A 25,347-nucleotide genomic window follows, 5' to 3' on the forward strand; every position below is an offset into this window, starting at 1 on the left:
CTTATTAATTCAATAACACTCAAATCTTTAGATTGATTAACGCCTAATTTTTGATGATACTTTTTCGATAATAAACATAACTTCTATAAAAATCTTATGAAATGATATTTTGTCATTAAGATTTTTATTTTCAATCAACCACTAGCAATAAAGTAAATATCTGTTGTGTGAGATTAATTTTGAATTTTTCACTCCTTAATATAAACAATATAAACCTAGTCCAAGTTGAGAACTGTAGTTTTTTAAAAGGGAACAGGGAAGAGTATAGAATTTGAGAATAAAACCCGATTAAAAAAACTATGGGTTTCAAAATAGACGCGGTTTAGTTCAAATAAGGCTCTCTCCCCAGCTTTCCTTGTCTCAGTTCTTTCCTAAATTCAAATCTGTGATTTCAATAATTTCTAAACCTGACCTGCGAACCGAATAAATTTTCTGAGCAATCTCTGTTGTTTCTGGAGGCTTTTGAGGAGTTTGTATTACTTGAACTGTCACAGTTTTATTAAAAGCTATTCCGTTACCAGCATTATCCTCTTTACTAAAAGTCACCAGAGTAGCAATCACATTTACTTGCCATTTTCCTTTACCTATCTTGCGTGGTTCACTAACATATCTTGGTACTAGAGAACTTTGTAAACCACCTTGAAAGACACTTGGTGGTGTGAGTTCTGCTAATCTTTTCAGAAAACTGGCTCGAAAGTCTTGTTCTTCACTTAATGCAAAAGCAGCTTCCCAAGCTTTTGTCGTAACTCTTGCAGTCCCTTTTGTAACTTTTATATTAGTGCCATTATCTTGTTGAGTAATAATTTCTCCATTTTTAGTTGATTTGATTAATCCATCCCAATTGAACATTTTTACCAACGTATCAACCACAAATTTTTTAATCACTTCTGCTGAACGGTCATCAGGTTCGAGTGCTTTCACATTGATTGTATTTCCATCAGCAATCTGGACTAAAGATGGTGGTTCTTTACGAGCTAAAGTTGAAGTTGCACCATAATTGAGCATTTGTAATAAGAATGATAAAGAACTAAAAATTAGCGAGACGATAGCAACAATAGCAATGGGATTAGATACCGATTGTCCAGAACTTAAAAACTGTAATGCTTCCCTTTTCGGAACTTTGGATTTAGTGTGATTTAGCATAATTTCTCAAAATTGATAAAGTTCTGATTGATAAACTTTTTATTTGCGAATCATGGCTGTTATTCGGGACACACTGGCAGAAAGAGCAATATTACCTGCTGAGATAGCGCCACTAGCCAACCATTGAGCGCCATTATTAAGCTGAGTTAGCACTGCTAGACCACCTCCAGCAGCAATTCCTGTGGCTAAAAATGGGGCAACTAAACCAATAAATGCCAAAAAAATCATCGGTTGACTAGCTTTAGCTGTAGCAATTAACTGTCCAGCTAAACCTAAAATAATATTGAAAGAAAGTTTAGCAAGACCAACAGTAAAAAACCCTGTTAACCAACCAAAAATTGCTTTATTACCAATTGGCATTAAAGAACCTCCAACTGCTAAAGGAGCTATTAATGCAGTTAGAAGTAATGCTAGTTCCAACCCCCATTGGTAAGCATTATTTAATGCTAATAATAAACTGGTAATAAAAGTGGTAACAACTGCACCAATCGCCGCACTAGAAGCCGCAGATAATTTGCTAGTAATAGTTCCCACTAAACCATCACCTTCAGCTTCAGAAGCTGCTTGGTTGATTTTGTCCAAACCTTGAGTTACCCAACTACCTGCTGCTCCTAAATAACTACCACCTTCTACATCTTTAAAAATGTCAGGAAATTTGGCTTCTAAATCGGCTCTTGCTTGTTTGAGACATTGTATTTCTTCTTCATTTGATAATTGAGAAGAACGACATTCTTGAATCGCATTACCTACGGCTGTTTCTAATGCTGCTTGTCCTAGTGCTTGTTGGTAAGCTGCTCTCAAATCAGCCTCTGCTGCCGTGTACTCTAATATATAGTTATTGACACTGTTAATATATTCCCTCAATGCCAAAGTGCTATTCGCTAGTAGAGAACCATTATTAGCAAGGAGAACAGTGACAATTAAAGGCCAAATTAATTCACTGAATGCCCTTTGTTCTTCGTCATTAATCATTTGCTTACCCCATTGCACCATGAATAATGCGAGGGTAGCAACTGCAAATAATACTCCAACTTTGCATAGAGAAGCATATAATCCACCTGTAAGAGTTTGTTGCCATAGTTCATTAAAACCTTCTGCTACCAAGCTGGCACCAGCAGAGGCATTTTCAATTAAATCCCCTGCACCGAAGTTATTAGCTGCTAGTATTGTTAGACCTAACATAGTGTTATTCCTGGTAGGATAGAAGGAAAAAAAGAGTTGATTAACTCCTTGTTTAAAAATGTGATTAGTGTTAAAATTTTAGAGGCTATATATATCATTTCTTGACATAAGCAGGGTCTAATCTACTCCAACCAGTTAACTCTAAATATTGACTGGTCATACCAGTAGTTAAAACTCTTCTGGCACGATTTTGTTCTGCTTGACTTTCAGCAATTTGATTGAGCATGAGGTTAGTTTGTTGAGCATCATGTCGTGCTTGTAAACCATCAGTACGTACCTGTCCTAACATGGAGACAATTTGAGCATTTTGAGCAGCGATCGCTTTGAGGACATCTTGTGAAGCATCCATATTTTGAGCATCTTCAGCTAACTGCTGTGCTTCTCCAACAGTTTTATTGGTAGCATCAATTTCAGATTGAGTCCGCTGCTGTCCTTCTTTCCCTAAAACACTAGCTACCGTAGCGCGGGTGCTATCTCTTTCTAGTTGTTTCCCAGCTTCCACCGCACCAATAATGGTGCTACTTTCTGCTGCTATCCCTCCTTTTTCTTGCAACTTATCAGCTAATTTTTGACTAGCTGCTGTAGGGTCTGGTATCCCCATATTTCCCTTAGATTCTTCAATTGCAGCTTGAGCATCTTTTTGGAGATTTCCCCAACTTTTATCTACTTCTTCCTTGAGTTGATTCGCTACCTCGTTAAAATAGCCGTTTATGTATCCAAATGTTTGATTGAAGAAGTTGTCAAGTTGTCCTCCTAAGTCAATTGCAAAAGCATTACTTGGTATAGTTATTGCTGCTAATATAAAACCTGATGTAATAGCAGTTGAAATTAACTTTTTCTTGTTACTTTTCATGATATTTCACCTGTTGAGTAATTCAATAAATGAATGATATGCCCAGAATATTAGACCTTGTGTTTTAATAATTAAAAAATTGTAGTAGCATAATTTACAACACCAAAAATAACGAAAGATGGTTTTTAAAGTAGAGTGATTATTACAATCACATTCTTATATAGCAATCCTATTTGAGTTGAGAACTTATCAGTGATAGCGTAGCGTGATGTAAGTCATGGGGAGGAAACAGAAAGAGATAAAAAGAGATGTAACCCACTAGACTGAGAAAGAAAGGCTATATACCAATTTTATGTGAGGCTGAACAGAATCCTGAAATCCATTGATTGTCCCATCTTTATCTGTGTTTATCTGCGTTTATCTGCGGTCAATTATTCTTGATATTTCGTTCTATGCAGCTTCATATTAATTGGTATTAAACCCTAATTTCTCCGTGTCGCGCCAGTTGCTGCCTCTTTCAGAGGAGCTATGCCTACGGCACGCTGCGCGAACGCTAACAAGTCGGGAAACCCGCCCAACGCACTGGCTTCTCTGTGGTATGTCTTCGACACGCTTTGCGAACATTACTAATTGACTTGTGCGTAAGTCCTAATACCATTTCTTTATGAGGTATAAATTTCCTTTATGCCACTATTTTCAATGGTTTATCAGACTTAGTTTCCGAAATATAAATTTGTTTTGATTTCAGTTTCACCTGTTCTAAAATTTCATTAGCCTCCTCAGTAAGTTCTTCACCTCTAAGCAATTTGATGTATACTTCAGAAAACCTGACTATTCCCGTAATAGGATCATCTTGGTATTTCCTGAGATATAATGTTCTGAGTTCCTGTTCTTGGGGATTATTAGCAACAGCAGCTAAAAGGCAATAAGCAGGATAATAACGGCAGAATGTAAATTTCCCATTATCATCTAATAGCCATTGTGAATAAATACTTTCCTTTTTGGGAAAGAATGACTCTGTACTATTACGAGAAATAATCTCTGTTGGATATTGAAAATATTTGATAAATGACTCTATCGCACTACTTTGAATCCGACCAATCAGCCGAGTTGTCAGGTTAGCAAAGATTTTGGCAGATGATTTACTTTGATAGATAGTATCTGGCTCTTGTGCTGATAAAATTACACGAATTCCAGCTTTAGCACCATTAGCACATAATCTACCAATTAGTTCGGCAATTGCTTCAAATTGAAACAATATTGGTGCTTCATCTAAAAAGAAAATTGAAGCCTTAGAACTAAGAGCGCGACGCAAAGCCGCAGCATAAGCACTTAATGATAAAATAGCTGCATCTGCCTCAGAAGAAAGAGAACGCAATGCAAATACTAACAGTTTAGCATCAGTACGAAAACTGGAAGGTTGGCTAATAGATTGACCGACTCTACTATTAAGCCAAAATTTTAATCGTAGCCTAATTTGGTCTAGTGCTTTTAATTGCTCCTCACTATTACTAGCAATTGAATCTAGTTTAATATAACCAGGAGAACAATAGTTATAAAAGTCATTGAGTGTAGGCGTATCATTCCATTCCTCCGTTCCTAAACCTTTTTCTAATGCCAGTTTATAACGTAACTTGATGTCATCATCAGCAAAGAAAGTTTCAATTGCTAAGGTGATAATACTTTCAATATTACTCACCATTGTGGCATCAACACCAACAGAATTAGTGCCTATCACCATTGTGATGATTGTAGATTTAAGAAAATCCTTAAAATCTGTTAATCGCTCTTTTCTTAACTCTGTTTCTAAACCCCTCAAATCTGGTAATTCAAACAGGTTGTTTGTTTCACGGCTAATATCAAAATATGCCCCATCTTCTCCCATAAAATTAGTATAATCAGTAAAAGTGCTACTACCATCAGGCTTGGGATAATCAAGAGCAACAACAGGAATATCTTGAGCTAAAGCTGGGGTAAGTAAACCAGCCACCAATACTGATTTACCTGCGCGAGTTGTCCCAAATACTGCTAAATTTTTGTGGTGGTTGTATAAATCTAAATGAATAGGAGTACCACCTTCATCAGCAATTAATTCAAACCCTGTTTTATCCCCAGTTGCAGTTTTAATTACTGGCATCAATCCGGGGACTTCATTGGTAAAATAAGGCAATCTGCGATTAAACGGTTTAGTCAACAAGTTTTGCCAAACAATTGGTAAACATTGTAACCATACTTTCCAGGCATATTCCATTTCTCGCACCACAACAGCCGGACGGAGAAAGCAGCTAGAAACATAACGACAAGCTTCGTCTAGTTTCTGACGTGAGGGACGGTGTACCAGAAAGACTACTGCGGTATTAATTGGTACTGCACCTTTATAGATAGTTTCTTGTGCTGCGATCGCTTCTTCCATGTTCAAATTGGCTTTTACATCCACGCTGTTTTTATCAGCAGACATAGCAGAGGAAACGATAGATTGTTTAGTCAGACGTTGCAGTGCGGTTTTAGCTAACCCCTCGTTAGCTCTCGTCAGTTGACAAATGATTTCTGTATCAGAAACCTTATCTCTAGCGATTAGCTCCCACAAATAGCGCAATTGAGCATATTCATCCACCCAACCAATCGGTTTTTCTGTGAATGTTAATGCACCAATATAATGGTCTTGTAAATTTACCCAAGCTCTATCCAAAAAGGGAACTGATGCTTCTCGTTCTAAAATTAAATGACGGATGTGGAAATCGCTGTTTTGTTCTTCCCGCAATCCATCATCATCCAAAGTCAACAAGTGCGGAATATTTGGAGGGTTGCTGGTATTAAATTGTCCCCAAATTACTCCCCACAATTCCTGAGAACCCAAGGGTTTGATATTCAACCCCATTTTATTATTTAGCGTTTGTTCCCAAAGTTGAAAGCCAGATGTAAAGCTATTTTTGAGAATTGATTCAATGCGTTGATGTCGCACTTCGTGAATTTGTCCAGTAAATTTATGCCAACTTTCTTTAGCTTGGAGAATGAATTTCTCTACAAAGTCCGCTGTTTCACTATTTTCAGCAACAGTATAGGTACAGTAAATTCTCAAAAATTTGTTTTTGCGATCGCCTTGATTTGTTAAATCTCTAATTCGTAACCTTTCTGAGCGAATTAATAACATGAGTTCATTACTGAGACAATTTTCTTCTAATGCTTTTAGTTCCTGTTGACGCTCATGATCATCAGTAAACGAACCCAGATGAAAGGTTAAAGTTTCACCATATGGTATTTCTTTAAGTCCGGCTTCTATGCCCGCAAAAATTGGTAAAATTTGGCTTTCTGGGAGAGAAGAATGGATACCTTGACAATCAAAGCAGAATTTAATTTGGATATCGTCTTTTCGCTTGAGGATAATTGCTCCAACATCTTTTCTGCCGGCTATGGAGATACTAGCTATCGCTGCAATATGGGTTAAATCCTCAAAAGGAGTCAGGCGTTTGGCTACAGAAATCTCTTGAGCAGAGATATTTTGTCTACCTACCTTATCTTTGGGTATTTTTTCTTTCGCTGAAGAATTCATTGCCATGATTTCGTTACTCAAATAATGTAATTTTTTCTGATTTTGACCAATAAAAAAAGGATGTAAGCCTCGAAATTTATTTATGGGAATATGATAATTGTGAATGTTCAATGGTGTTGCTGTTAGCGCAGCTTGGCTTTATACCATTTATTTATGAGGCTGCGCTGAATAAATTCTTCAAATAAGGTTTGAACCAAAAGAAAATGAGATTATTTTTTAGGGAATCTATGGATCTACGGCTACGCCACACAAGCTATTAAACAAAAATTGTATTAGCCATATCAGGCGATGATTTTGTGTGATTTTTACCGAAATTTAGATAGTTTCAGATTCTAATTGATCCTGCATTTATGCAACGACTTTTGAATTTTCTTATCTAGTACACTGCGGCGTAAGTTAATGAACCATTCTCAATCGTTCAAAAGCTGATTCCATATTACTTTTAACTTTTGTGAAGCGGTACTAGCCTGTAGACGGCACTATTTGGAATTTGGCACGACCATTTTTTTTGAAGTTGATGTTAGTATTTCTGGTTTTTGAATCAGAGAGTAAAAGCGTTTGTATCCTCTGGTAACTCTGGGTACTGTGAGAAATTTTGATAGCCAGGTTTTATTACTGGTAAGAGTCCACCAAGTTGCACATCCCCAAGCTGTAACTAACCCAGTAACTAACAAAGAAGTTTGAAAAGTTAGCTTGCAGATCAAGTAAGTTGTCAAAGCAATAGCTGCCCAAGGAAAAACTTGATCTGCTGGAAATGGTCCAATTCTCGGTTGTTCCCCCAAAACTCTGTTGACTGTTCTAAATTCTTTGCGCTTCATTAGTTATCTGATGTTTTTGAAGGTGTAAATTTAACCTAAACTGCTATTATCAGACTGAGAGAAAAACTGAAATTTTGTCCGTTGTATTGTCGAAAAATAGTGAATTTATCCAAGAGTGATAGAAGTTGTTGAAAAACGAGCGCCCGTTATGAATCTCCAGAAACCACCTTGCTTTTTGAAAAGAGAGTTAAACGCCTCTTTTTTTGAATTACTTAGACTGCATTACCAGTAATCAAACCTGTGAGAATATCGCCAACTACAATAGTAACGCTGATGATCAGCGGAGTTCTTGCTAAATTCTGCCAATCTTCATCATTTCTGGCAGCATTGACAATTCTCACCAAGGAAATACCAAGATACAGCAGAAACAATGCTCTAAGAACATTAAAAAATAAGATGATAGCATCAGCAGGAATGCCTGCAAAAGCTCCTGTCATCCATGTTTGTGCGCCATTAAAAAATTGGGCATTAGCTGATGTTGTGGTGAAATCAAAAGTGAAAATTATACAGATAATGCCAACTAAAATGGCATAAAAGTTGATTCCCCAACGGCATTGCAATTTTTCAAATTTGGTCAGCAATTTATTTGCTAATTGGGGAAATGCTGCGATGATGGCAGTTAGCAAGATTAAAACAGACATCAGCAGGTGATTAATGGATGTATTTGCCAGCACTAATGCGGTTGCTGCTGCTACCAATAAGAAAATTGAACTTTTTTTATCAACTGGGCGACGTTGGGATACTATTGGATAAACTTCAATTGCCTGTTGCTTGGGAATTTGGTAATTACTGCAATCAGGACTATTGTGTATTCTCATGTCTCAATCTTTATAATTACTTACGAATAAGCATCATTTTCTACTATCCTGCTTCTCTGAGTCAGCTATCAAATTTCGTAATTGCAGATATAAGATTGTGTCTACTTTTTTTCAACACTTATTTCTAAAACATTGGTATAAAATTTATGACAACATCTATCAATTGATATAATAAATTTAGCGTTGCTGAATGATGGGATGATTTTATCTCACGCTCTAAAAGATAGCATCCTATTATGATCTAAATCTTCTAAGAGGGCGATTGTTCACAAAAGATAACGCCTCTCTTGCGGAATCTCGGATGTGTTTTAGCCGAGTTAAATCATCAATTTTGCTCATAAATAACCATCGCTTCTGCTAAAACTTGCTCACGAAAATAACGACTTAAATCTGCTTGGCAGCTTAATAGTTTTTACTCACTAACAGCATCCAGAAAGTCATCTTTATATTCTTTGAGAGTATCTTTAACTTCAGCTTCTATATCAGGACTAATTTTCTCAGTTTCCACCATGTAGGAGAAAAATTTTTTAAAAGAAGTCATGTAAGATTTAGTGCTGCTTTCAGATGCCCACAGTGCTTTACGAGGAAACCAATCAATCAGAAATGAAGAAACATCTTGTTCATCGGCTTCATCAAGTTTTTGTAATGGCTCATAATAAACAAGATATTCTGCAAAAAACTCAATATTGGTGATATGCAGTTTTATCGTTTTAGCTGAAAGATTAGCTTTCTCTAACCATACTTTAAACCCATCTAATAGCGGTTGATTATACTTTTCGATTTTGGCTACTTCTTTTTCAAATTCACTCATGACTTACTGTGATTCAGATGTAGTTAAATAAAATGTTAAGCACGTCTGGCTAAAATCGTAGAACTGTCTCCGTTATGCATTTTTATCTTTCCTTCCAGTTCATTTTCGTCTTCCAATTTCAACCAACCACTACCAGAAGCCTCATCACATTCATCATTGCCTTCCCAAGTAAATTCTAATTTGTTACCATTACCATCTTTAACAATATCGCCATCAATAGATCCAAAAACTAAGCCAAATTGAAACTCCCCATTTCCTTTTTCATCAATTTCGATATAAGCCTGTACTTCCATATTGAAATATTCTTCATCCCAATTCGACATTTCATAAATATGCCAAGTTCCAGTGAATTCCATGATTTTATGCTCCTGATTTAAATATTTACTATATCAGTATTTTTGTGAATTTCTTTCATCTTCCCCAGTGATTAATTGAAAAATATCATTAGGATGGTTATTATCATCTGGTTCAATAGTAGCTTCATCAGAAAAACCAGCAGCAGCAAATTGAGATTTAATGGATTGTAAGTTAATTCGTGTTAAATAAGATAGTTTACTTGATAAACCATGAATTGTTGTTAGACAACTACCTACCTGAATGTTGCTTAGAGTCCGCTAAATCATTAGCAAGCACCCATAAAGCTAACATATAAACATCTTGAGGAAACTGAATGGAAATTGTTTTTAATTCAGATACTCTTACTACTTTACGTTCGTTTATATACATTTGTACTCTTTTTTAATATTATGTGGATTCAATTTATTTACAATACCAATCTTTGCTGTAACCGTGTATATCGTCGCATATCATCAGTAGAACGCACAGCCAAAGATATAGCTTTTTTTGCCCCAATTACAATTGCTAACTTTTTAGCACGAGTTAAACCTGTATAAAGCAGATTACGACTAAGCATCATATAATGTTGCATATAAAAAGGCAAAATCACCACCGGGTACTCAGAACCTTGGGATTTATGTATAGAAACGCTCCAAGCGAGTGTAATTTCATTCAGGTCAGCATAATCATAAATTACAGAGCGAACTGACAAGTCAGCGATTGCGCTATCGCCATATTGCACATTTATTTCTTGTTCAACAGTGTCTATGTCTGTGATGATTCCTAAATCACCATTAAAAACTTCTCTTTGATAATCATTAGTCTGCTGAATTACTCTATCACCTACCCGCAATGTCATCCCACCCCTGGTAATCTCTACCTTATCGGGACTTTTAGGATTAATTAATTCTTGCAATACCGTATTCAGATTACGAGTACCCACTAATCCCCTTGACATCGGACAAAGCACTTGTACATCCGTAGCGGGGTTAAAACCTAATTTTGGGATTAAGTCTGTAATTAATTCGCAAATTGTTTGCACCCCATGTTCTGGCTGAAATCCCCCTCCATGCCACAAACAGTCAGAAACTGGGGAATTATTGATTGGTTCGATTGTGGGATACTGACCCCGATTAATTTGATGAGCAGCAGTAATAATTGCACTCTGTTGAGCCTGACGAAATACCTGAGTTAGTCGTACTACTGGGACTCTGCCCGAATTTATCAAATCAGCAAGTACACTACCAGGACCTACTGACGGTAACTGATCAATATCTCCTACCAATAAAAGTTGTGCGCCGGCGGAAACTGCTTTGACTAAGGCGTATGCTAAAAACAAATCTAACATACTGGCTTCATCAACAATAATTGCTGTTTGAGGTAAAGGATTGTCGTTGTCAGATTTAAAACCCCTGGTTCTGGGGTCAAATTCCAATAAACGATGGATGGTTTTTGCTTCTAAACCAGTCATTTCCGCTAATCTTTGTGCAGCCCTTCCCGTTGGTGCAGCTAAAGCAATGGATTTACCCATGGCCTTCCATAAACTGACTATGGTATGGGTAGTGAACGTTTTACCAACTCCTGGACCCCCTGTAATAATCATGATGGGGGAATAAGCAGCCATCTCTACAGCTTCCTGTTGCTGTTGGGAAAGTTCAATTTTTTGAGTTTGTGTAAATCTTTCCGTCCATGCCCGGACGCGGGGAATGTCAGTAGTAACAGGTTTATTCAAACGTTCATGTATAAGTTCTGCTAAGTTTTTCTCTGTATGATAATAGGTAGGCTTGTAGCAAAGTAATGTATCACCATCCTTTTCTCTAATTAACTCATCTTTCAAAGCCATGTTTGTGATAGTTTGAGTCATTGCCTCTTCTGTGGGCTGATGAGATTCAGTAGTCAGCAGTTTAATTACCGATTCAATTAGTTCTGGCTGTGGTAAGTAACAATGCCCATCTTCTGCGGCTTCACTCAAAGCATGAACAAGTCCAGCACAATATCTAAACTGAGAATCCGGTGCAACTCCCAGATTTCTCGCAATTTTGTCAGCAGTGAGAAATCCTATACCGTAGATATCAGTCGCTAATTGGTATGGATTATGATTAACCGTAGCGATCGCTTTATCCCCATACTGTTTATAAATTTTGACTGCATAGATAGTAGAAACGCCATGTCCTTGCAAAAACACCATCACTTCTTTGATAGCTTTTTGAGTCTCCCAGGCGTTTTTTATCAACTTGATCCGTTTTTTTGCTATGCCATTCACTTCGATTAAACGGTCAATTTGATTTTCAATGATTTCTAGTGTTTCCGTTCCAAAATGGGCAACAATCCGTTTTGCTGTGACGGGACCCACACCTTTAATTAATCCACTGCCCAAATATTTTTCAATACCCGTAAGTGTAGCTGGTTTAGTTTCTTTATAATTGATAACTTGAAATTGTGATCCATATTGGGGATGGTCACGCCAGAAACCCGTTAGTTGTAGTGTTTGTCCTGGCTGAATATTGGCAAAACTGCCGACAATAGTTGTTAAATCTTTGATACTAGAGCGAGTTAAGCGTGCCACTGTGTAACCGGACTCTTCTGAGTAAAAAGTTAGCCGTTCTACTACTCCCGTAATAGTTTCTTGGGGAACAGAAGCATTAATTTGTTGGGAAGTCGGGTTTGGTGCAGTGGACATTGTTTACTCAAATTATGCTGAGTCCAGTCATCACAAAGTTGTAACTCGAAAGCAATAAAAGTAGAATTACAGTACTTGTATACTTAGATTGAAATTCAAATAACACATAATCTAGCCTGATGAATAAAGTCATGAGCATAGGCTTAACTGTCAATAGTTATAGCAGTCGCCGCAATTGTTAGGGCATTTTTCTGTTCCCTTTAAATCAAAATACGATTTCTTAAGCATTTTAGCAACTGCTATAAATTAAACTGCTGCCATTAAGTCTTCCTGATTGAGCGGCTGATACTCTGGATTAGAAAACGACCGAAAGTCGTCTTTACACAAAGCAGTTATCTGACACAGTAGCCGAAATTGGAGCGGTGTCGGTGGTAAATTTACACGTTCTACTTTCAGTATTACTGAACTGGGGTCGCGTTCAAGAAGTTCAAAAACTTCATTTCTTAAGTAACGTGGGCAATAGCCTACGATGTGGTGATCCTCACTATGAAGAGTTAATGCTTGGGAATCGTAGGAGTTTTGAAATTCATGAGCTAACCATAATTTTTCTCCAGGTTCCAAGCGATTAATCCGCTCAATTGCACATTGTGGCAGGTGTCGCAGCCCATGTACAAAAAAGTGCAGCTGATATTGTCCTGCTGCATCTGGCTCTGGGCAGGGAAAGACGGTGAGTGTGTCTGTTTCTCGTTGTCCACCACTACGGGCTAGTACTGCAATTGGATCATCTTCATGTTCTGGAATATTCAGCCATTGCCGGAAACTTGCATAATCAGGACGGGAACGAGGCAACAACCGATTAGAGAAAATAGGAAATAATTGGGTTGATGTATATTCTTCATTCAAGTGCGGAAAGGAAGATAAAGGTGTAAAACTGCACATCCGTTCTGCCGCTTTTACGCCTTGGGTGTAGACAAACTTGTACCTTGTACCATCAAAGGTTAACCTACCAATCGGAAACCAAGAGCGACTATTAGAGTCTTGCCAAGCTAAAAATAATGTTTGAGGTGTCTTCACTGAAGTAATTCCCTTAATTTAAGCAGCTTGTGTTGGTTGAATTCCAGAATATTCTGTGCAAACTCAACGGCAATAGTTGAGATGCGCTTACGCTGAATACGACTAAAAATTAATAGGGTATTTGCTCTTGAGATGCTTTCAAGCCGCTCCAGCCATACATTGGCTGCTTGGGGATAACGATGAGCAACTCGGTGAAATACATCAAAAGTTTTAAGGGGCTTTTTGTCTTCAACACTGTTATAAAAAGCAGAATAACATTTATTTGCATACGCCTCGATTGAGCGTTTCTGTCTCTGTCCGTCAGGGAGGTCACGTCCCAAACACGAAGCATGGTCATAGGTAGGTGCTAAGTGTACAGTTTCTGTAGATGCCACCTTATTTCGCACAAAAGCCCAGTTTTCATGATGCCGGTCTCCGTTACCAATCCAGGCATCTAACAACAGGTACCCAACAAACACTTCTACTGCTGTTTGGATACCGCTCGGTGGTGTCCAAGCTATTGGCAAGCCCACATAATCTGCTGCGATAACTTGCAGGACAATATCTATTGTATGTTGTGATGCGCCATAGGTAACGAAGGTAGGGTAATTTGGCACAATTGGCGTGAGAATTTCGTTGCCATGAACAAGTGTCCCTCCTCCTGGTAAAAAGTACGGTGAAACTACACCCCAATTCCCTTCCCAAGTTTCTGCCAGATCATAAGTAGCATGGGGTAATCCTAAAAGCTCAGACAACTCAGATGCTACTTTCTCTGCCCAATCTTCTCCTAAATTTGGTCGCGCTTGCTTATATAGGCAACGCCCAAGTTGTTCATGCTCAAACCAAAATTTATACTTGCTGCCCATCATCTCGTTACTGGAAAGCTCATAATCTGCTTCAGTAACAAAAATGATAGGAAATTCAGGAGCGGGCTTCATTAGTAATTTATTTCCTTATTAATAACTTCAACCACCAAATATATCTATATTACCAATTGCATACTCCGATGAATCTATGGTCGAAGATGGCAACCCCTGAAGTTCTGCTTTGTTCCTCATACTTTCTACCTTATCTGCTTCTCTAATAGCTAACGGATTAATTTGCTGACGTTCTGCTAACAACGTCGCCACTGAAATCTCCAATGCTGGTAGTTTACTATTGGTAGGCACAGGTACATCATCGGGAAACATTTGACAGAAAGTAGTAGCCGCAGCCCTCTCCACAATAGTTTGAATTTCTGCACCTACACAGCGATTAGTTTCTTTCAATAGTCGTCGCCATTCCTCTTGACTGTAAGGGTCAATTTTACCAGAAACATCACCACTAAATCTATCATCAAATCTAGCACAGTGAAGTTTAAAAATACTGTGTCTTTCTCCATAATTAGGCAAGTCTACTTTATAAATGTAGTCGAATCTGCCTGCCCTAGTTAATTCTGGTGGTAGCCATTCCAAGCGGTTGACACTGGCGATTACAATTACATCACTGGTACGTTCTTGCATCCAAGTGAGTAACTGTCCTGCTAACCTTCTAGCTATATCATCATCTCCAGCAAATCCCTTATCAAAGTCATCAAAATAAATAACAACTTCATTCAAACAGTCTACTAAATTTAGTAACTGTTTCAGTCTTCTTTCTGCTTCATTACCATAGCTTCTCAAATTACCCCAATCTACTAAAATCAAAGGAACACCTAAAATTTGAGAGCATACTTTAGCAGAATGTGATTTACCCGTACCTGGGGGACCTACCAGCATTATACCTTTAGGAACTCTGAGTTTATAGGCTTTGGCAAGGGGACTAAATAATCTTTTGAATTTCTTAAAAGCCTCCTGCATCAAATCTAATCCTCCCAAGGGAACTTGGGGAGTAGGAATAAACTCAATTCCATAAAGTCTGTTAAGCAAATTGATTTTATATTGGAGTAGTTGTTTAGCTATTGTTTCTGCACTTTTATCATGAGAATGAATTGATTTTAGCCCTTTTATTAAATCGGAAATGTATAATCCAATCCCACTACGGATAATTGTAATTTTGTCAATTTCGCTCAAATTGGATGGTAAAATTCCCTCTGCTTCCTCATTAAGACTTGCAGTAATTTCTGAGATATCAGGTAATTCTTGAGTGACTACAGGAATTTGAGCAGCAAGTTCTGGGTGTAAGTTAGCTTGAGAACCTAAAAGAATAGCACATTTGATTTTACCAACAGCAGATTGGGAGAAGGAAAGATTGAGCAACTTTGATTTCACCCATTCAGATATCAAGAAAAACTGTGTTTCTTGGGCTACATTAGCACTAATCCAAGGGTAGATACTCTCGATAATTAATACACCTTCTTCCTGAAAACATTCCCAAAATTTCAAAATTCTAAAGTGGTCTTTAAGCTCTTGTGTCGGATTTAGAGTATAGCCATAAAAATCTTTGAAACTTAAATCTATATTATTTACGCATTCAACTTCCTTAATTATTTCTTGTCCCAAATTCCATAGATAGCACTTAATGCCTATTTTTGAGCAATATTGGCAAAGAGAGCGGAGCATTCGATATCTTTCTTGTACAGGAGATTCACAAATAATCACAGGCTCTCCTGTGGTGATGAAGTTAGTCAGTTTTGCTAAGAATAAGGATGCCATATTATTATATCCAGAAGCTTTTTATAGGATTAGTACCGCAGTGCGAAAATCAAAATGAATACGGCATTGAGCTTTTCAGATATCTGAAATACGGTTCTAAACTACAAAGTTTTTAACAATTATAATGGTGGGTTCACTTGTGCTGTACTAGATTTATACTAATTCTGTATGATTATTGAATCTTTGAAAATCCAGATTAGCCAAAACTTTGGCTGACATTGATGAAAGTTTTAACGTACATAACAAGATTCAAATCTGATTCGTATATCCAAATTCTAATGATAATTTGAGGTTTTATCTAGGATTAAACTACGTAATTTCTTTCTATCAAATGATAGATGCAGAATGTAAATAAAAATAGATTAAGTTACAGATTTAGAGTAAGAGGATTGTCTTTAAAATAGGAGTATAACCAATACTTTTCTGATTAATCCACAATTTACTTTGTCGTCTGGGTAAAGGAATTATAACTTTTTCCCCTTAATCAAAAGGTATTGGTAGTGTTGTTACTTATACGCAACAATGGTGACTAAATCAGTTCCAGTTTATCCTATTATTTTAATTCCCACCTTCGCTGATACTAAAAATCGTTCTCCTTCTATTAAACCAAATGGTGGTGGTAGTGTGACTGTGGGTGTTTCTGAAAAACGGTTTGGACAAGTGCTAAAATATTATTTTGGTGATTGGGTGCATTCCCAACAAGAAATGCTACCAAATGGTCATGACCGCCCTTATACCGCAGATTTTGTAATTGTAGAGCCAACTATTGAGCTATATCTTGATATTGAAGTGGATGAAAGCCATTGTTTTTCTACAGGAGAACCAACACATTTTATTGGCGATGATGATTATAGGAATAAGTGTTTTGTGGATGCTGGATGGGTGATAATTAGGTTTGCAGAGGAACAAGTAGTTAGTCAGCCAGAACGCTGTTGTCGCTTTATTGGCAATGTGGTAGCAAAGTTGAGTAGAAATGAATCATTGAGTTACCAATTTACAGATGTTCCACAACTGACTCCTGTTAAGCAATGGTCAAGAAAAGAAGCAGCTTCCTTGAAGAAAAAGAAGTATCGCCAAGGCTACTTGTCAGCTACACCATAAAAATAGCACCGAAGACCACAATCCCCAAGTATTCCTGGATCAACAAATGTGATCCATGGATCACAAAATGCAATTGAAACCTCCGATAACACCTGAGTTCGATGTAAGAAAATTCGCTAGAAATGAGTCTTCAAAAGGGTTAGAGGCTTGTAGGTAGAGAGACTATATTCTCAATAAATCTTAATTATTGAGAATGACTGGAAAACCGGGCTAGATTAAAGTAAATTTTTATAACAAAATCTAAATTTATATTACGAATACTATTTGAATACCAACTCAAAGTACCTCAGATTAGGAACAATTAAGATAGGCATCGCATTCACAAACTCTTGTTCCAATATTCCAAACCCGTCAGGATTACATCTTCCAACCACAACTTAAACCGTTCTGTTAAGTTATCATCTTCATCAGCATAAGAGAACTGAAATGGAGAATCCGTTAGTGTTTGAATATCACTAATATTGCGTTCACCATCCTCTGTATTATCTCTATGGTAGGCACAGGCTGAACATACTAGCAATCCCCGATATTCATGTCCAAGAACATGAAAGGAAAACAAAATTGTCGTTGATATTCCTATATTAATAACCAACTGTATCCAGGCATGATAACTACGAAGATTAGCAAAATATCCTAACTGTTTAGCAGTTTCCACAATTTGGTAACGGTGGTAATATGAACGAGTATCACCAGCAGGCGCACTAATTATAAAAACATCTGCATCATCCACTATATTTTGTACAGATAGCTTGATTTCATTGGCAACATCTTGTGCGCGATTAGAGGCTATTTCAAATAACTTTGAAGCAAAATCTTCAACTTTTTGACTGCGCTCTGGAATAGATGCTGATTGATTTTGCTTAAGCTTTTCAGCAATAGAAGCAATAATAACCTGAGTCCGTCGTGCCTCTGACAACACCTGTTCTGATAAACCAAGACTGCGGAGGAAAGCTTGCTTTTGGCTCTTGGCAAACAAATTAATTAATTTTGATAAATCCCCCTGATCTGCCTGCTCTAAAGCGGCAATGTAATCTGCTCGGTCATCACGAGTCAGAACTAAGGGAAACCAACCAGCTTGAATAAAAACTAAACTGGCAATACATCGAGCAACTCGGCCATTTCCATCTTGAAATGGATGAATCTGTGTAAATCTATGATGCAACCAAGCCGATTCAACTTCAGGAGGAATTTGTTGATTTCGATGTTGATGATGCAATTCAATCAACCTATCCATTTCTGATGCCACTTGTTCTGGAGGGCAATATTCGTGAATAATACCATCTGGTCTGATAGGATTGTTCGGTTGACGCTTCCAGTCACCGCTGATCAGAGAAACACGAATAATTTCGCCTGTTGATGGAACTAAAGCCTCTGTATTATCTTGGTTTTGGGTGAGAACTTGATGTAGCTGTTTTATATAAGAGGTTGATAAATTCCTTTGTCTACCGACAAAATCAAACAATCCTTCAATAGCAGTTTCCTGATCCCTGATTAAAGATACTACTTGTTTTACCGGACGATCTGTCGCTCCATGAGGAATTAGTGATTCGTTAATTCCTTGTTCAATTAAAAGGCGAGTTATTCCTCTATCTATATTGTATAACCGCTCAATAATTCCCGTTTCAATGGCTATTTCGCGGCGTAGTCTTTCCATAAAAACTTTAAATTCACCAGATGCGCGCAGCCGCTCTGCCTGCTCATTCCAAACAGTAACCAAAGGACGTAACTCAGAACTAGCTAAATTTTGCCAACTTGATAATATATCTTCTATTGGTTGCCATATCATAAGTAATTACTATTTGATGATTCTCTAACATTTTACCTCAAGTTTTCCAAGTTTTTATGCTCAAACTCTTATTTTTGATAACCCATATTTTGTGGTCAATTTTATTTGTTGATAAAAGCTGATACTCACTCATCACTTTGGTAAGCTTAGTAAGCATCTCTCACTTTTTTTCTAAATTTACCTTACAGATTTCGAGTAATTAGTAATATTTGTTATAACCCTCTTTCATGAAACTGGGAATCACAAAAATAATTTCCTAATTTCGAAATATAGATTTGATAAAGGTTGGAAGATTTTATTAATAACAAAATATGGAGAACATTTTGAAACAGTAATAAATCACCAAAAACCTTGTTAAATAAAGGGTATGGCTAATGGCACGGCTATCAGATTTTTACTTTCCGAAAGTGATGGAAGAGGGATTCCAGGTAAATTCAGAATTGCAAGTTATTAAATTTGCGTTCCTAATGGGTTGAAAGCATTTCCACAGGCGACACACCACCCGCTATGAATGAAATAAACACTCGAAATCTAAAAATTTCGTAATGATCAGGGTTTTGGCTCGTGTTTCTTAAAAGTTGAAGTCCTTGCTTTTGTTTTGAACTCATCTGTACGTAAATACACTCGTCTCACCTGTCCTGACTGATTTTTCTCCTCTTTGCAAAAAACTGGGATGCTCCCCACAAATCTTCTTCTCTATTTCTGCGATTTCCTCTGCTTGTGGTGATTTTTCTTCCATCTGTGCGACTGATTCTTCTGGGGCTGCTTGCCAATGGTCCGCGACGAGACGACTGGAAAATATAAGGAGACGCTGGATAATCGCGTTGGAGCTTGCGGAGCGCCCGAATCTCATCACCATATAGTGGTTGTGTAGAGGGAGTTCCGGTCTTTACCCGCTTAACGTGGAGATTACCTCCACTCCAATCTATTTGCTCCCATCGTAGTGCAGCAGCTTCCGCAACTCGCAATCCGTGACGGTAAATTAACAGGATTAGTGTTGAATCTCGATGGGTATGGCAACCACCAGCTTTCTTGAGTGCATCTCGCATGGCCTCAATTTCTGAAACTAGTAGGTATTCTCGTGTTCTGACTGCGGCATACTTACGAGAGTTGGGTGATTGAATCGGTGAATTTTCAATTTTACCAACTTTTGATTGTTGGAGTGTCTTTGTATTCATAACCAGACCCCCTGAAAAATCAATGTTGTTTTGTCTGGTATTACCTACTTTGACTCATAAGTTGGTATTTGAGTTTCAATTGTATTGATTAGTAACTATGTACTAAAATATGTCTGCTTGTATCATTCTTCGTGTTTACTTAAAACGGGAACGACAGAAAATCTGAAAACTATATACGATAAGCTTTTTCAGCTTCTATTTCCGTTTGAGCAAGGATCTCGGCTCAATGCCTAAATCGCTGTGTGTTCCCAAATTCTAATTTGACAATATCTCCTCTATTCGGAAAATAAGAATTAACTACCAATCCTCACTCCCCACAGCGTTTCCAGTTTCAAATTCAGGATGAAATTTATCAGGAGTCATACCCAAGAGCAACTCATCAAGCGTATATTTTTTTCTTTTTTGTGGTGTAATCACAATACTGTTACCTTCCACACTAAAATTTATCGCAATCCCTTCTCTTAAATTATATAACTGCATAATCCGTATATTGCCGCATTTCCGGAGCTTGAAACCCTAACACAATATCTTCCTTTGCCACCCCCAGATCCACAAGTTCTTGGGCTACTCTCATTTCCGTCATATTTTGCTCAATCCAAATCTTTCCCTGCTTAATATCCAAATGTAAAACACAACCATATACCCGCCGATGGCCATCCCATCCCACATTCATGACCTGGTAATGGTCTTGTTTCGGATCAAAAACAGTGTAGCAATCTATCGACCCATTGGCGATGGGGATAGCAGCATAATCTGTCAACAACGACTGAATTATATGGCGATAAGACTCTATGGTATCCATTGTACAATTACCTCTTGAATCGGGTCATAAATAATTTGTTTAATTTGATATCATTAAACATGAGATTTGTGCAAATTCCCGTTTAAAAAAAGTTTCATAAGTAACCACAGGCACAGCTAAATAGAGAATGCGAGTTGGATCACTGATTTCTAAGGCCAGCCGATAATTCAAAAACTGTCCTAACGCAGCATGGTAATCGGTCAGTGGTGAATCACTCAAGAAGGTTTTAATCTCAACTGCAATTTTTTCTTGGTCTCGCTCTGCTGCTAATAGTTGCTGGGCACCTAAATCAATTTCAAACTTTGTTCCGCCTACTTCCAGTCGCAGGGGATCATCGGTTATCTGCCACTGCTCCTTTTCCTTCTTCAATTCTAACCACAGCATGAAATCTATCTTTAGCTGCCATCGTTATCTTTCTCTGATTTACTTGCAATTATAGAACAATTGAAATAAAGAGTGCGCTTCGCGCCATCGCACTGCGGGCGTAAACCAACGGGAGCAATCACTGCGCTCACCGTAACCACACGCACCAAAAGCCATCTGGTGCGTTAACCAAATATTCCCAACGAGCGAACGCTTTCTTAGACATGAAGTTCCCTGCACATTCACGGAAGGATAGAATAAAATAAAAGCTTCCTGAAAGTCCCCTTCCAGGAAGCTAGATGTTAGTTGTCATGTGATGGTTATTTCCCAGATGGATATCACTAATGTTGAGGTTAGCCCGGTAGAAATTCTCCCTCCCTCCTCCAGTAAAGTTGTATCTCGTGATACTTCAGCATCTGTTACCGCCGAATTAGTAGAGGAGGTGATTCGTCAATATTATTACCGCACACCTGCTGTAGCAAATGATGAGGAGTTGATTTTGGCTTGGGCAGGGTCACAGAACCGTGAGCAAACTAAGCGAAAATACTATCGCTTTGGTCAAAAATTACTCGCTTGGTTGGAAAAACAAGGTGTACGGGATTTACGGCTGGTTCAGCCACCAAAGTTACTGGAATTTATTGCTAGTTGGGGTGAGGTTTCCCCTTATACTAAATCTAACCAGGTGCTAATGTTGCGATCGCTTTGGAGTTATGGTCATGGGGAGAATGTTGGCTATTTTTTACGGAATATCGCAAGTACCATAAATTACGATAATTTCAGTGACTTACCGAAGGCAGAGCGTTATTTAGAAGATTGGGAGATGGCGCAGTTGGCTGATGTTGCCCAACGGTTGGGGGAGCAGTACTGGCTGGTTTTTTCTTTGCTTTTTTATAGTGGGATGCGGGTGGGTGAGGTTGGTCGGGTGACGGTTCCTGGTGATAAACCGGGTCAGCCGAAGGAAGATTATCCGGGTTTATATTGGCACAACTTTAAATGGCAGCCAGACCCGATACCGTCAGATAGGTATAGGGGATATTACACAATTAAGTTTCGGGGGAAGGGGGGGAAGTACCGGGAGATTGGTTTGGACCACCAGACTTCGCTGATCTTTAAGAAGTACCGGGGGATGGCAGGTGAGAAGATGCCAGTGTTTCCGAATCTGTCACCTGACCCGAAAAAGCGGGGTTTGCCATTGAGTGACCGGGCGATTAAAAGGTTGATTCAGGATATATCTGAGGTGGCGAAGGTGAAGTTTTCTTGCCACTGGTTACGCCATTCTCACGCGTCGCGGGCGGTGGATAGTAAATCACTGTTTGAGGTGCAAGACCAGTTGGGGCATAGTAAGAGCGATACTACTAAGACCTATGTTCGTTCTAAGAAGGATGCGGGAACGGGGACTGTGTTGCCGAGGTTTTGAGGAGAAATGTGCGCCATGGCGCACAAAATTGAGTTGCAAGTTCGCGTACTTACTTAGTACAGCGCAGCTATCGCCTTTGAGACTGCACTCTCCAAAATTTTCTTAGGGGAAAACTTTATTGAGGACACTGTGCAGGATTTTCTTAGGGGAAACTTTCTCCCATAAATCTGCAATTTCATCTTTACTGTTAAAATTGAATTGGTAAACAGTATTAGCATGAACTTGGGAATTTTCCAGGGTGATAGTGAAACTATTATCATCTTTATAAATGCTGTTATTTTATAGTAATAAAAATGGCATAATTAATATTTTACAAGGAATGATTTAGTTGATAGAGATTATCAGAGTTCGTGCCACACCAGAACAAATAAAGCAGATGTTACAAGAGTTAAAGTTTTATATAAAAGTAGCTGTAGATGTAGATGTAGATGTAGCGACCTGCAATACTAATCAGTCAAACCTGCAATCAAGGGATTTTCAAACCAGGATTAAATGCAACTATAAATACACTTCAGCCAGAATTAATTGCAACTGACCGAAAGTCCTGTTAAATCGTTGTTTAGCAGTTTACTCAAAAAAGGCTCCAACTTATCAACAAAACTATTTGAGCTTCAGCCAGGATTAATTGCAACTATATAAGGTAAAAGAAACGACCGTTTTTTTTACCCCTATTATTACCATCAAGCAGAACCAAAACCGGAATCAAGTTTAGTAAAGAAACTCGGTAATTATATCAAAGGCAAAATATGCTGTTAGGTAACGAGTTTATTTACTTGTTGTGGTTCAAAGTATGTTGATAGGCTATGCCCGAATTTCAACAGATGACCAAAATCTGAACCTGCAAATGGATGCTTTGCAGCTTGCTGGTTGCGAGAAAATTTACTCCGACCGGACAAGCGGTGCAAAAGCAGAACGACCGGGACTCTCCTTAGCATTGGAAGTTCATTTACTACTTGCTTAATTCGGAAAGTGACAGAAGAGGGGTATTTTGAGTAAGCTACCCATCACCAATTGTCAAAAGCAATATGGCTGTATAAGGTATTTGTTAATTGTGCAAAGTAACCTTGTTAGGGTAGGTGAGAGTTTCTTGGGAGATTTTGATGAAACTCCTCTAAGTTTGGAAGGGAGCAACGTGATTTCATCCTAATTTCATCTCTACATGAAACACTAGTGATCAGAGTGTATTTCTTAAACCTAAAAGCACTTTTAACCGTTCCCAAGTCCTGATGCTTCATACTCACAAACCTAACAAGCGCAATGTCTAACTCAGAGCGTTCTCAAACACCCATAACGATTTTTTGTGTTTCTAGCACATTCCTCAGCCTACTGTTATTAGTAAGTCCCACAATTGTTCTGGCTCATGCTGGACATGGAAACGAATTTCAAGGAGGAAGTGAAGCTACTCAAACTAGTAATTCTATCCAGGTTGATGCCGACACAGCCAAACGCTTAGGAATTAAAGTCGAGCCAGTCAAACGTCAGCAGTTAGCCATCGGTATTAAAACTACTGGACAAATCGAAACTCTACCCAGCCAAAAAGTGGAAGTAACTACCCCCATTGCCGGGGCGAAAGTGGTGGAATTATTGGTAGAACCTGGTGCATCAGTAACAAAAGGTCAACCTGTTGCTGTTGTCACTAGCCCAGACTTAGTAACATTGCGCGTGGAATCTCAGGAAAAATTAGCACAAGCTCAAGCTGATTTACAGCAGTCCCAAGCAGACTTAAGACTGGCTCAACAGAATTACCAAAAATACCAACAAATAGCTGACGCGGAAATCGCCCAAGCACAGAGTCAAGTTGAATTTGCTCAAGAAAAATACAACAAAGATAAGCAGTTGGCTGATGATGGTGCTTTACCTCGACGCAATGCTTTAGAATCCCAAACGCAGTTAGCACAAGCAAAAGCCGAACTTACCAAAGCCAAAAGCCGTAGAGAAGTTATTGAAGCAGAAAATCAACTCAAACGCGCTCAAGCAGCAGTTGGACTAGCAAAGTCAAATATTAGTCGCAGTAATAATATTTATCAAACCCGACTTGCTCAAGTAGGAACGTTTGCTAATGCTAAGGGATTAGTCACAATCACTGCTCCCATCTCTGGTAAGGTTGCAGATCGAGAAGTCACTATTGGTCAAACCTTTGAAGATGCTGGTGGTAAATTGATGACGATTGTCAACGACACTCAGGTATTTGCTACAGCTAATATTTATGAAAAAGATTTCAGCAACATCAGAACTGGTCAAAGAATTATTTTAAAAGTTGCAAGTCTACCAGAACGAACCTTTTCAGGACGAATTTCTCGCATTGGGACATCGGTAGAAGGAGAAACACGAGTTGTACCAGTACAAGCCCAGGTGAATAACTCAAGCGGTCAACTCAAACCCGGAATGTTTGCTCAACTGGAAGTTTTGACAAACCAAACTTCCTCTGCTACTTTAGCTATTCCTACCTCAGCAGTGGTTGACGCAAATGGTAAAAAACTTGTCTATTTGCAAAATGGTAATGCTTTTCAGTTCACTGAAGTAACTTTAGGACAAACTTCTGGAGATATGGTTGCGGTCAAAAGTGGTTTGTTTGAGGGAGATATGATTGTTACTCAACGCGCACCACAACTTTACGCCCAATCATTGCGGGGTGGTAGCAAATCTGCAACCGGAGACAAAAATGAAACACATACCAACACAGAATTAACCCAAGCAAAAACAAACTTACCTATACCTTTGTGGTTATTGGGAATAGGAGGAATAACACTTGTTGGTGTTGCTGCTTTTGCCGCAGGTAGTCTTTGGTCAAGTCGTCGCATACGTCAGCGTTTTGTATCAGTTGGTCATCCCGAATATGATGGCTTTACTTATGAAACTGAAACTCATATTGATAACCATAAAAAACCAACCACATCAAATTCTGCTGCTGTCTTTGATCAACCAGACAATAATATTTAATAA

At 38.3% G+C, this 25,347-nt stretch carries 20 protein-coding genes and 1 pseudogene; 4 read left to right on the top strand and 17 right to left on the bottom strand.

Features of this window, described 5'->3' with window-relative positions:
* Window positions 1-360 precede the first annotated feature (360 nt).
* The 12 genes from ACSQ6I_RS26815 to ACSQ6I_RS26870 all read right to left on the bottom strand — a co-directional run bounded on the left by ACSQ6I_RS26815 (window position 361) and on the right by ACSQ6I_RS26870 (window position 15,757).
* A complete protein-coding gene (locus ACSQ6I_RS26815; protein ID WP_438893230.1) occupies window positions 361-1,143 on the bottom strand; it encodes a hypothetical protein in 783 nt (260 codons plus the stop codon).
* Window positions 1,144-1,182: 39 nt separating this feature from the next.
* On the bottom strand, window positions 1,183-2,325 hold the full coding sequence (locus tag ACSQ6I_RS26820; protein WP_438893231.1) for a hypothetical protein: 1,143 nt from the start codon (window positions 2,323-2,325) through the stop codon (window positions 1,183-1,185).
* A 94-nt stretch (window positions 2,326-2,419) separates the two neighbouring features.
* Window positions 2,420-3,178 (bottom strand): hypothetical protein, encoded by a 759-nt coding sequence (locus ACSQ6I_RS26825; RefSeq protein ID WP_190715006.1) that lies wholly within the window; start codon window positions 3,176-3,178, stop codon window positions 2,420-2,422.
* A gap of 622 nt (window positions 3,179-3,800) precedes the next feature.
* On the bottom strand, window positions 3,801-6,668 hold the full coding sequence (locus ACSQ6I_RS26830; protein WP_438893239.1) for a hypothetical protein: 2,868 nt from the start codon (window positions 6,666-6,668) through the stop codon (window positions 3,801-3,803).
* A gap of 479 nt (window positions 6,669-7,147) precedes the next feature.
* Complete coding sequence (locus ACSQ6I_RS26835) at window positions 7,148-7,486, bottom strand: hypothetical protein (RefSeq protein ID WP_190715004.1); 339 nt, start codon at window positions 7,484-7,486, stop codon at window positions 7,148-7,150.
* A 212-nt stretch (window positions 7,487-7,698) separates the two neighbouring features.
* Complete coding sequence (locus tag ACSQ6I_RS26840; protein ID WP_190715002.1) at window positions 7,699-8,304, bottom strand: hypothetical protein; 606 nt, start codon at window positions 8,302-8,304, stop codon at window positions 7,699-7,701.
* 412 nt (window positions 8,305-8,716) lie between these two features.
* A complete protein-coding gene (locus tag ACSQ6I_RS26845; protein WP_190714999.1) occupies window positions 8,717-9,115 on the bottom strand; it encodes a site-specific integrase in 399 nt (132 codons plus the stop codon).
* A 35-nt stretch (window positions 9,116-9,150) separates the two neighbouring features.
* A complete protein-coding gene (locus ACSQ6I_RS26850; RefSeq protein ID WP_190714997.1) occupies window positions 9,151-9,471 on the bottom strand; it encodes a hypothetical protein in 321 nt (106 codons plus the stop codon).
* A 407-nt stretch (window positions 9,472-9,878) separates the two neighbouring features.
* Window positions 9,879-12,131 carry an SF1B family DNA helicase RecD2 gene (gene recD2, locus ACSQ6I_RS26855; RefSeq protein WP_190714995.1) on the bottom strand — a complete coding sequence of 751 codons (2,253 nt, stop codon included), beginning with the start codon at window positions 12,129-12,131 and terminating at the stop codon, window positions 9,879-9,881.
* Window positions 12,132-12,377: 246 nt separating this feature from the next.
* Entirely contained in the window at window positions 12,378-13,145 is a 768-nt protein-coding gene (locus tag ACSQ6I_RS26860; RefSeq protein WP_127055496.1) for an HIRAN domain-containing protein, read from the bottom strand.
* Window positions 13,142-14,062 carry a HipA-like protein gene (locus ACSQ6I_RS26865; protein ID WP_190648978.1) on the bottom strand — a complete coding sequence of 307 codons (921 nt, stop codon included), beginning with the start codon at window positions 14,060-14,062 and terminating at the stop codon, window positions 13,142-13,144. Before ACSQ6I_RS26865 ends, ACSQ6I_RS26860 begins: the two co-directional genes overlap by 4 nt.
* A 27-nt stretch (window positions 14,063-14,089) precedes the next feature.
* Window positions 14,090-15,757, bottom strand: coding sequence for an ATP-binding protein (locus ACSQ6I_RS26870; RefSeq protein WP_190714993.1), 1,668 nt, complete (start codon window positions 15,755-15,757; stop codon window positions 14,090-14,092).
* A gap of 522 nt (window positions 15,758-16,279) precedes the next feature.
* Between ACSQ6I_RS26870 and ACSQ6I_RS26875 the strand changes: the two genes are divergently transcribed.
* On the top strand, window positions 16,280-16,858 hold the full coding sequence (locus tag ACSQ6I_RS26875; RefSeq protein ID WP_127055494.1) for a hypothetical protein: 579 nt from the start codon (window positions 16,280-16,282) through the stop codon (window positions 16,856-16,858).
* Window positions 16,859-17,177: 319 nt separating this feature from the next.
* Here the strand turns inward: ACSQ6I_RS26875 and ACSQ6I_RS26880 are convergent, their stop codons facing one another.
* The 5 genes and pseudogenes from ACSQ6I_RS26880 to ACSQ6I_RS26900 all read right to left on the bottom strand — a co-directional run bounded on the left by ACSQ6I_RS26880 (window position 17,178) and on the right by ACSQ6I_RS26900 (window position 21,030).
* Window positions 17,178-18,644, bottom strand: coding sequence for a Fic family protein (locus ACSQ6I_RS26880; protein ID WP_438893232.1), 1,467 nt, complete (start codon window positions 18,642-18,644; stop codon window positions 17,178-17,180).
* A gap of 629 nt (window positions 18,645-19,273) precedes the next feature.
* Window positions 19,274-19,822, bottom strand: coding sequence for a tyrosine-type recombinase/integrase (locus ACSQ6I_RS26885; RefSeq protein ID WP_438893233.1), 549 nt, complete (start codon window positions 19,820-19,822; stop codon window positions 19,274-19,276).
* A gap of 297 nt (window positions 19,823-20,119) precedes the next feature.
* Window positions 20,120-20,302 carry an AbrB/MazE/SpoVT family DNA-binding domain-containing protein gene (locus ACSQ6I_RS26890; RefSeq protein WP_190714987.1) on the bottom strand — a complete coding sequence of 61 codons (183 nt, stop codon included), beginning with the start codon at window positions 20,300-20,302 and terminating at the stop codon, window positions 20,120-20,122.
* Window positions 20,289-20,624, bottom strand: a complete 336-nt coding sequence (locus tag ACSQ6I_RS26895) for a XisI protein (protein ID WP_190714985.1) — start codon at window positions 20,622-20,624, stop codon at window positions 20,289-20,291. The genes ACSQ6I_RS26890 and ACSQ6I_RS26895 overlap by 14 nt, the downstream gene beginning before the upstream one ends.
* Window positions 20,612-21,030, bottom strand: a pseudogene (locus ACSQ6I_RS26900) (XisH family protein). The gene ACSQ6I_RS26895 and the pseudogene ACSQ6I_RS26900 overlap by 13 nt, the downstream one beginning before the upstream one ends.
* Before the next feature lie 273 nt (window positions 21,031-21,303).
* On the opposite strand from ACSQ6I_RS26900, the gene ACSQ6I_RS26905 reads away from it, so the two are divergent.
* The 3 genes from ACSQ6I_RS26905 (at window position 21,304) to ACSQ6I_RS26915 (ending at window position 25,344) form a co-directional block, all read left to right on the top strand.
* Window positions 21,304-22,404: a tyrosine-type recombinase/integrase gene (locus ACSQ6I_RS26905; protein WP_241993554.1), complete on the top strand. Its 1,101-nt coding sequence runs from the start codon at window positions 21,304-21,306 to the stop codon at window positions 22,402-22,404.
* Between the two features lie 790 nt (window positions 22,405-23,194).
* The gene (locus ACSQ6I_RS26910) at window positions 23,195-23,365 is read left to right on the top strand and encodes a recombinase family protein (protein WP_438893234.1); all 171 of its coding nucleotides are present in this window, start codon (window positions 23,195-23,197) and stop codon (window positions 23,363-23,365) included.
* Between the two features lie 296 nt (window positions 23,366-23,661).
* Window positions 23,662-25,344: an efflux RND transporter periplasmic adaptor subunit gene (locus tag ACSQ6I_RS26915; RefSeq protein WP_127055488.1), complete on the top strand. Its 1,683-nt coding sequence runs from the start codon at window positions 23,662-23,664 to the stop codon at window positions 25,342-25,344.
* Window positions 25,345-25,347 lie beyond the last annotated feature (3 nt).

The organism is Anabaena sp. WFMT (genome assembly GCF_051781005.1).
Taxonomy (GTDB): domain Bacteria; phylum Cyanobacteriota; class Cyanobacteriia; order Cyanobacteriales; family Nostocaceae; genus Anabaena.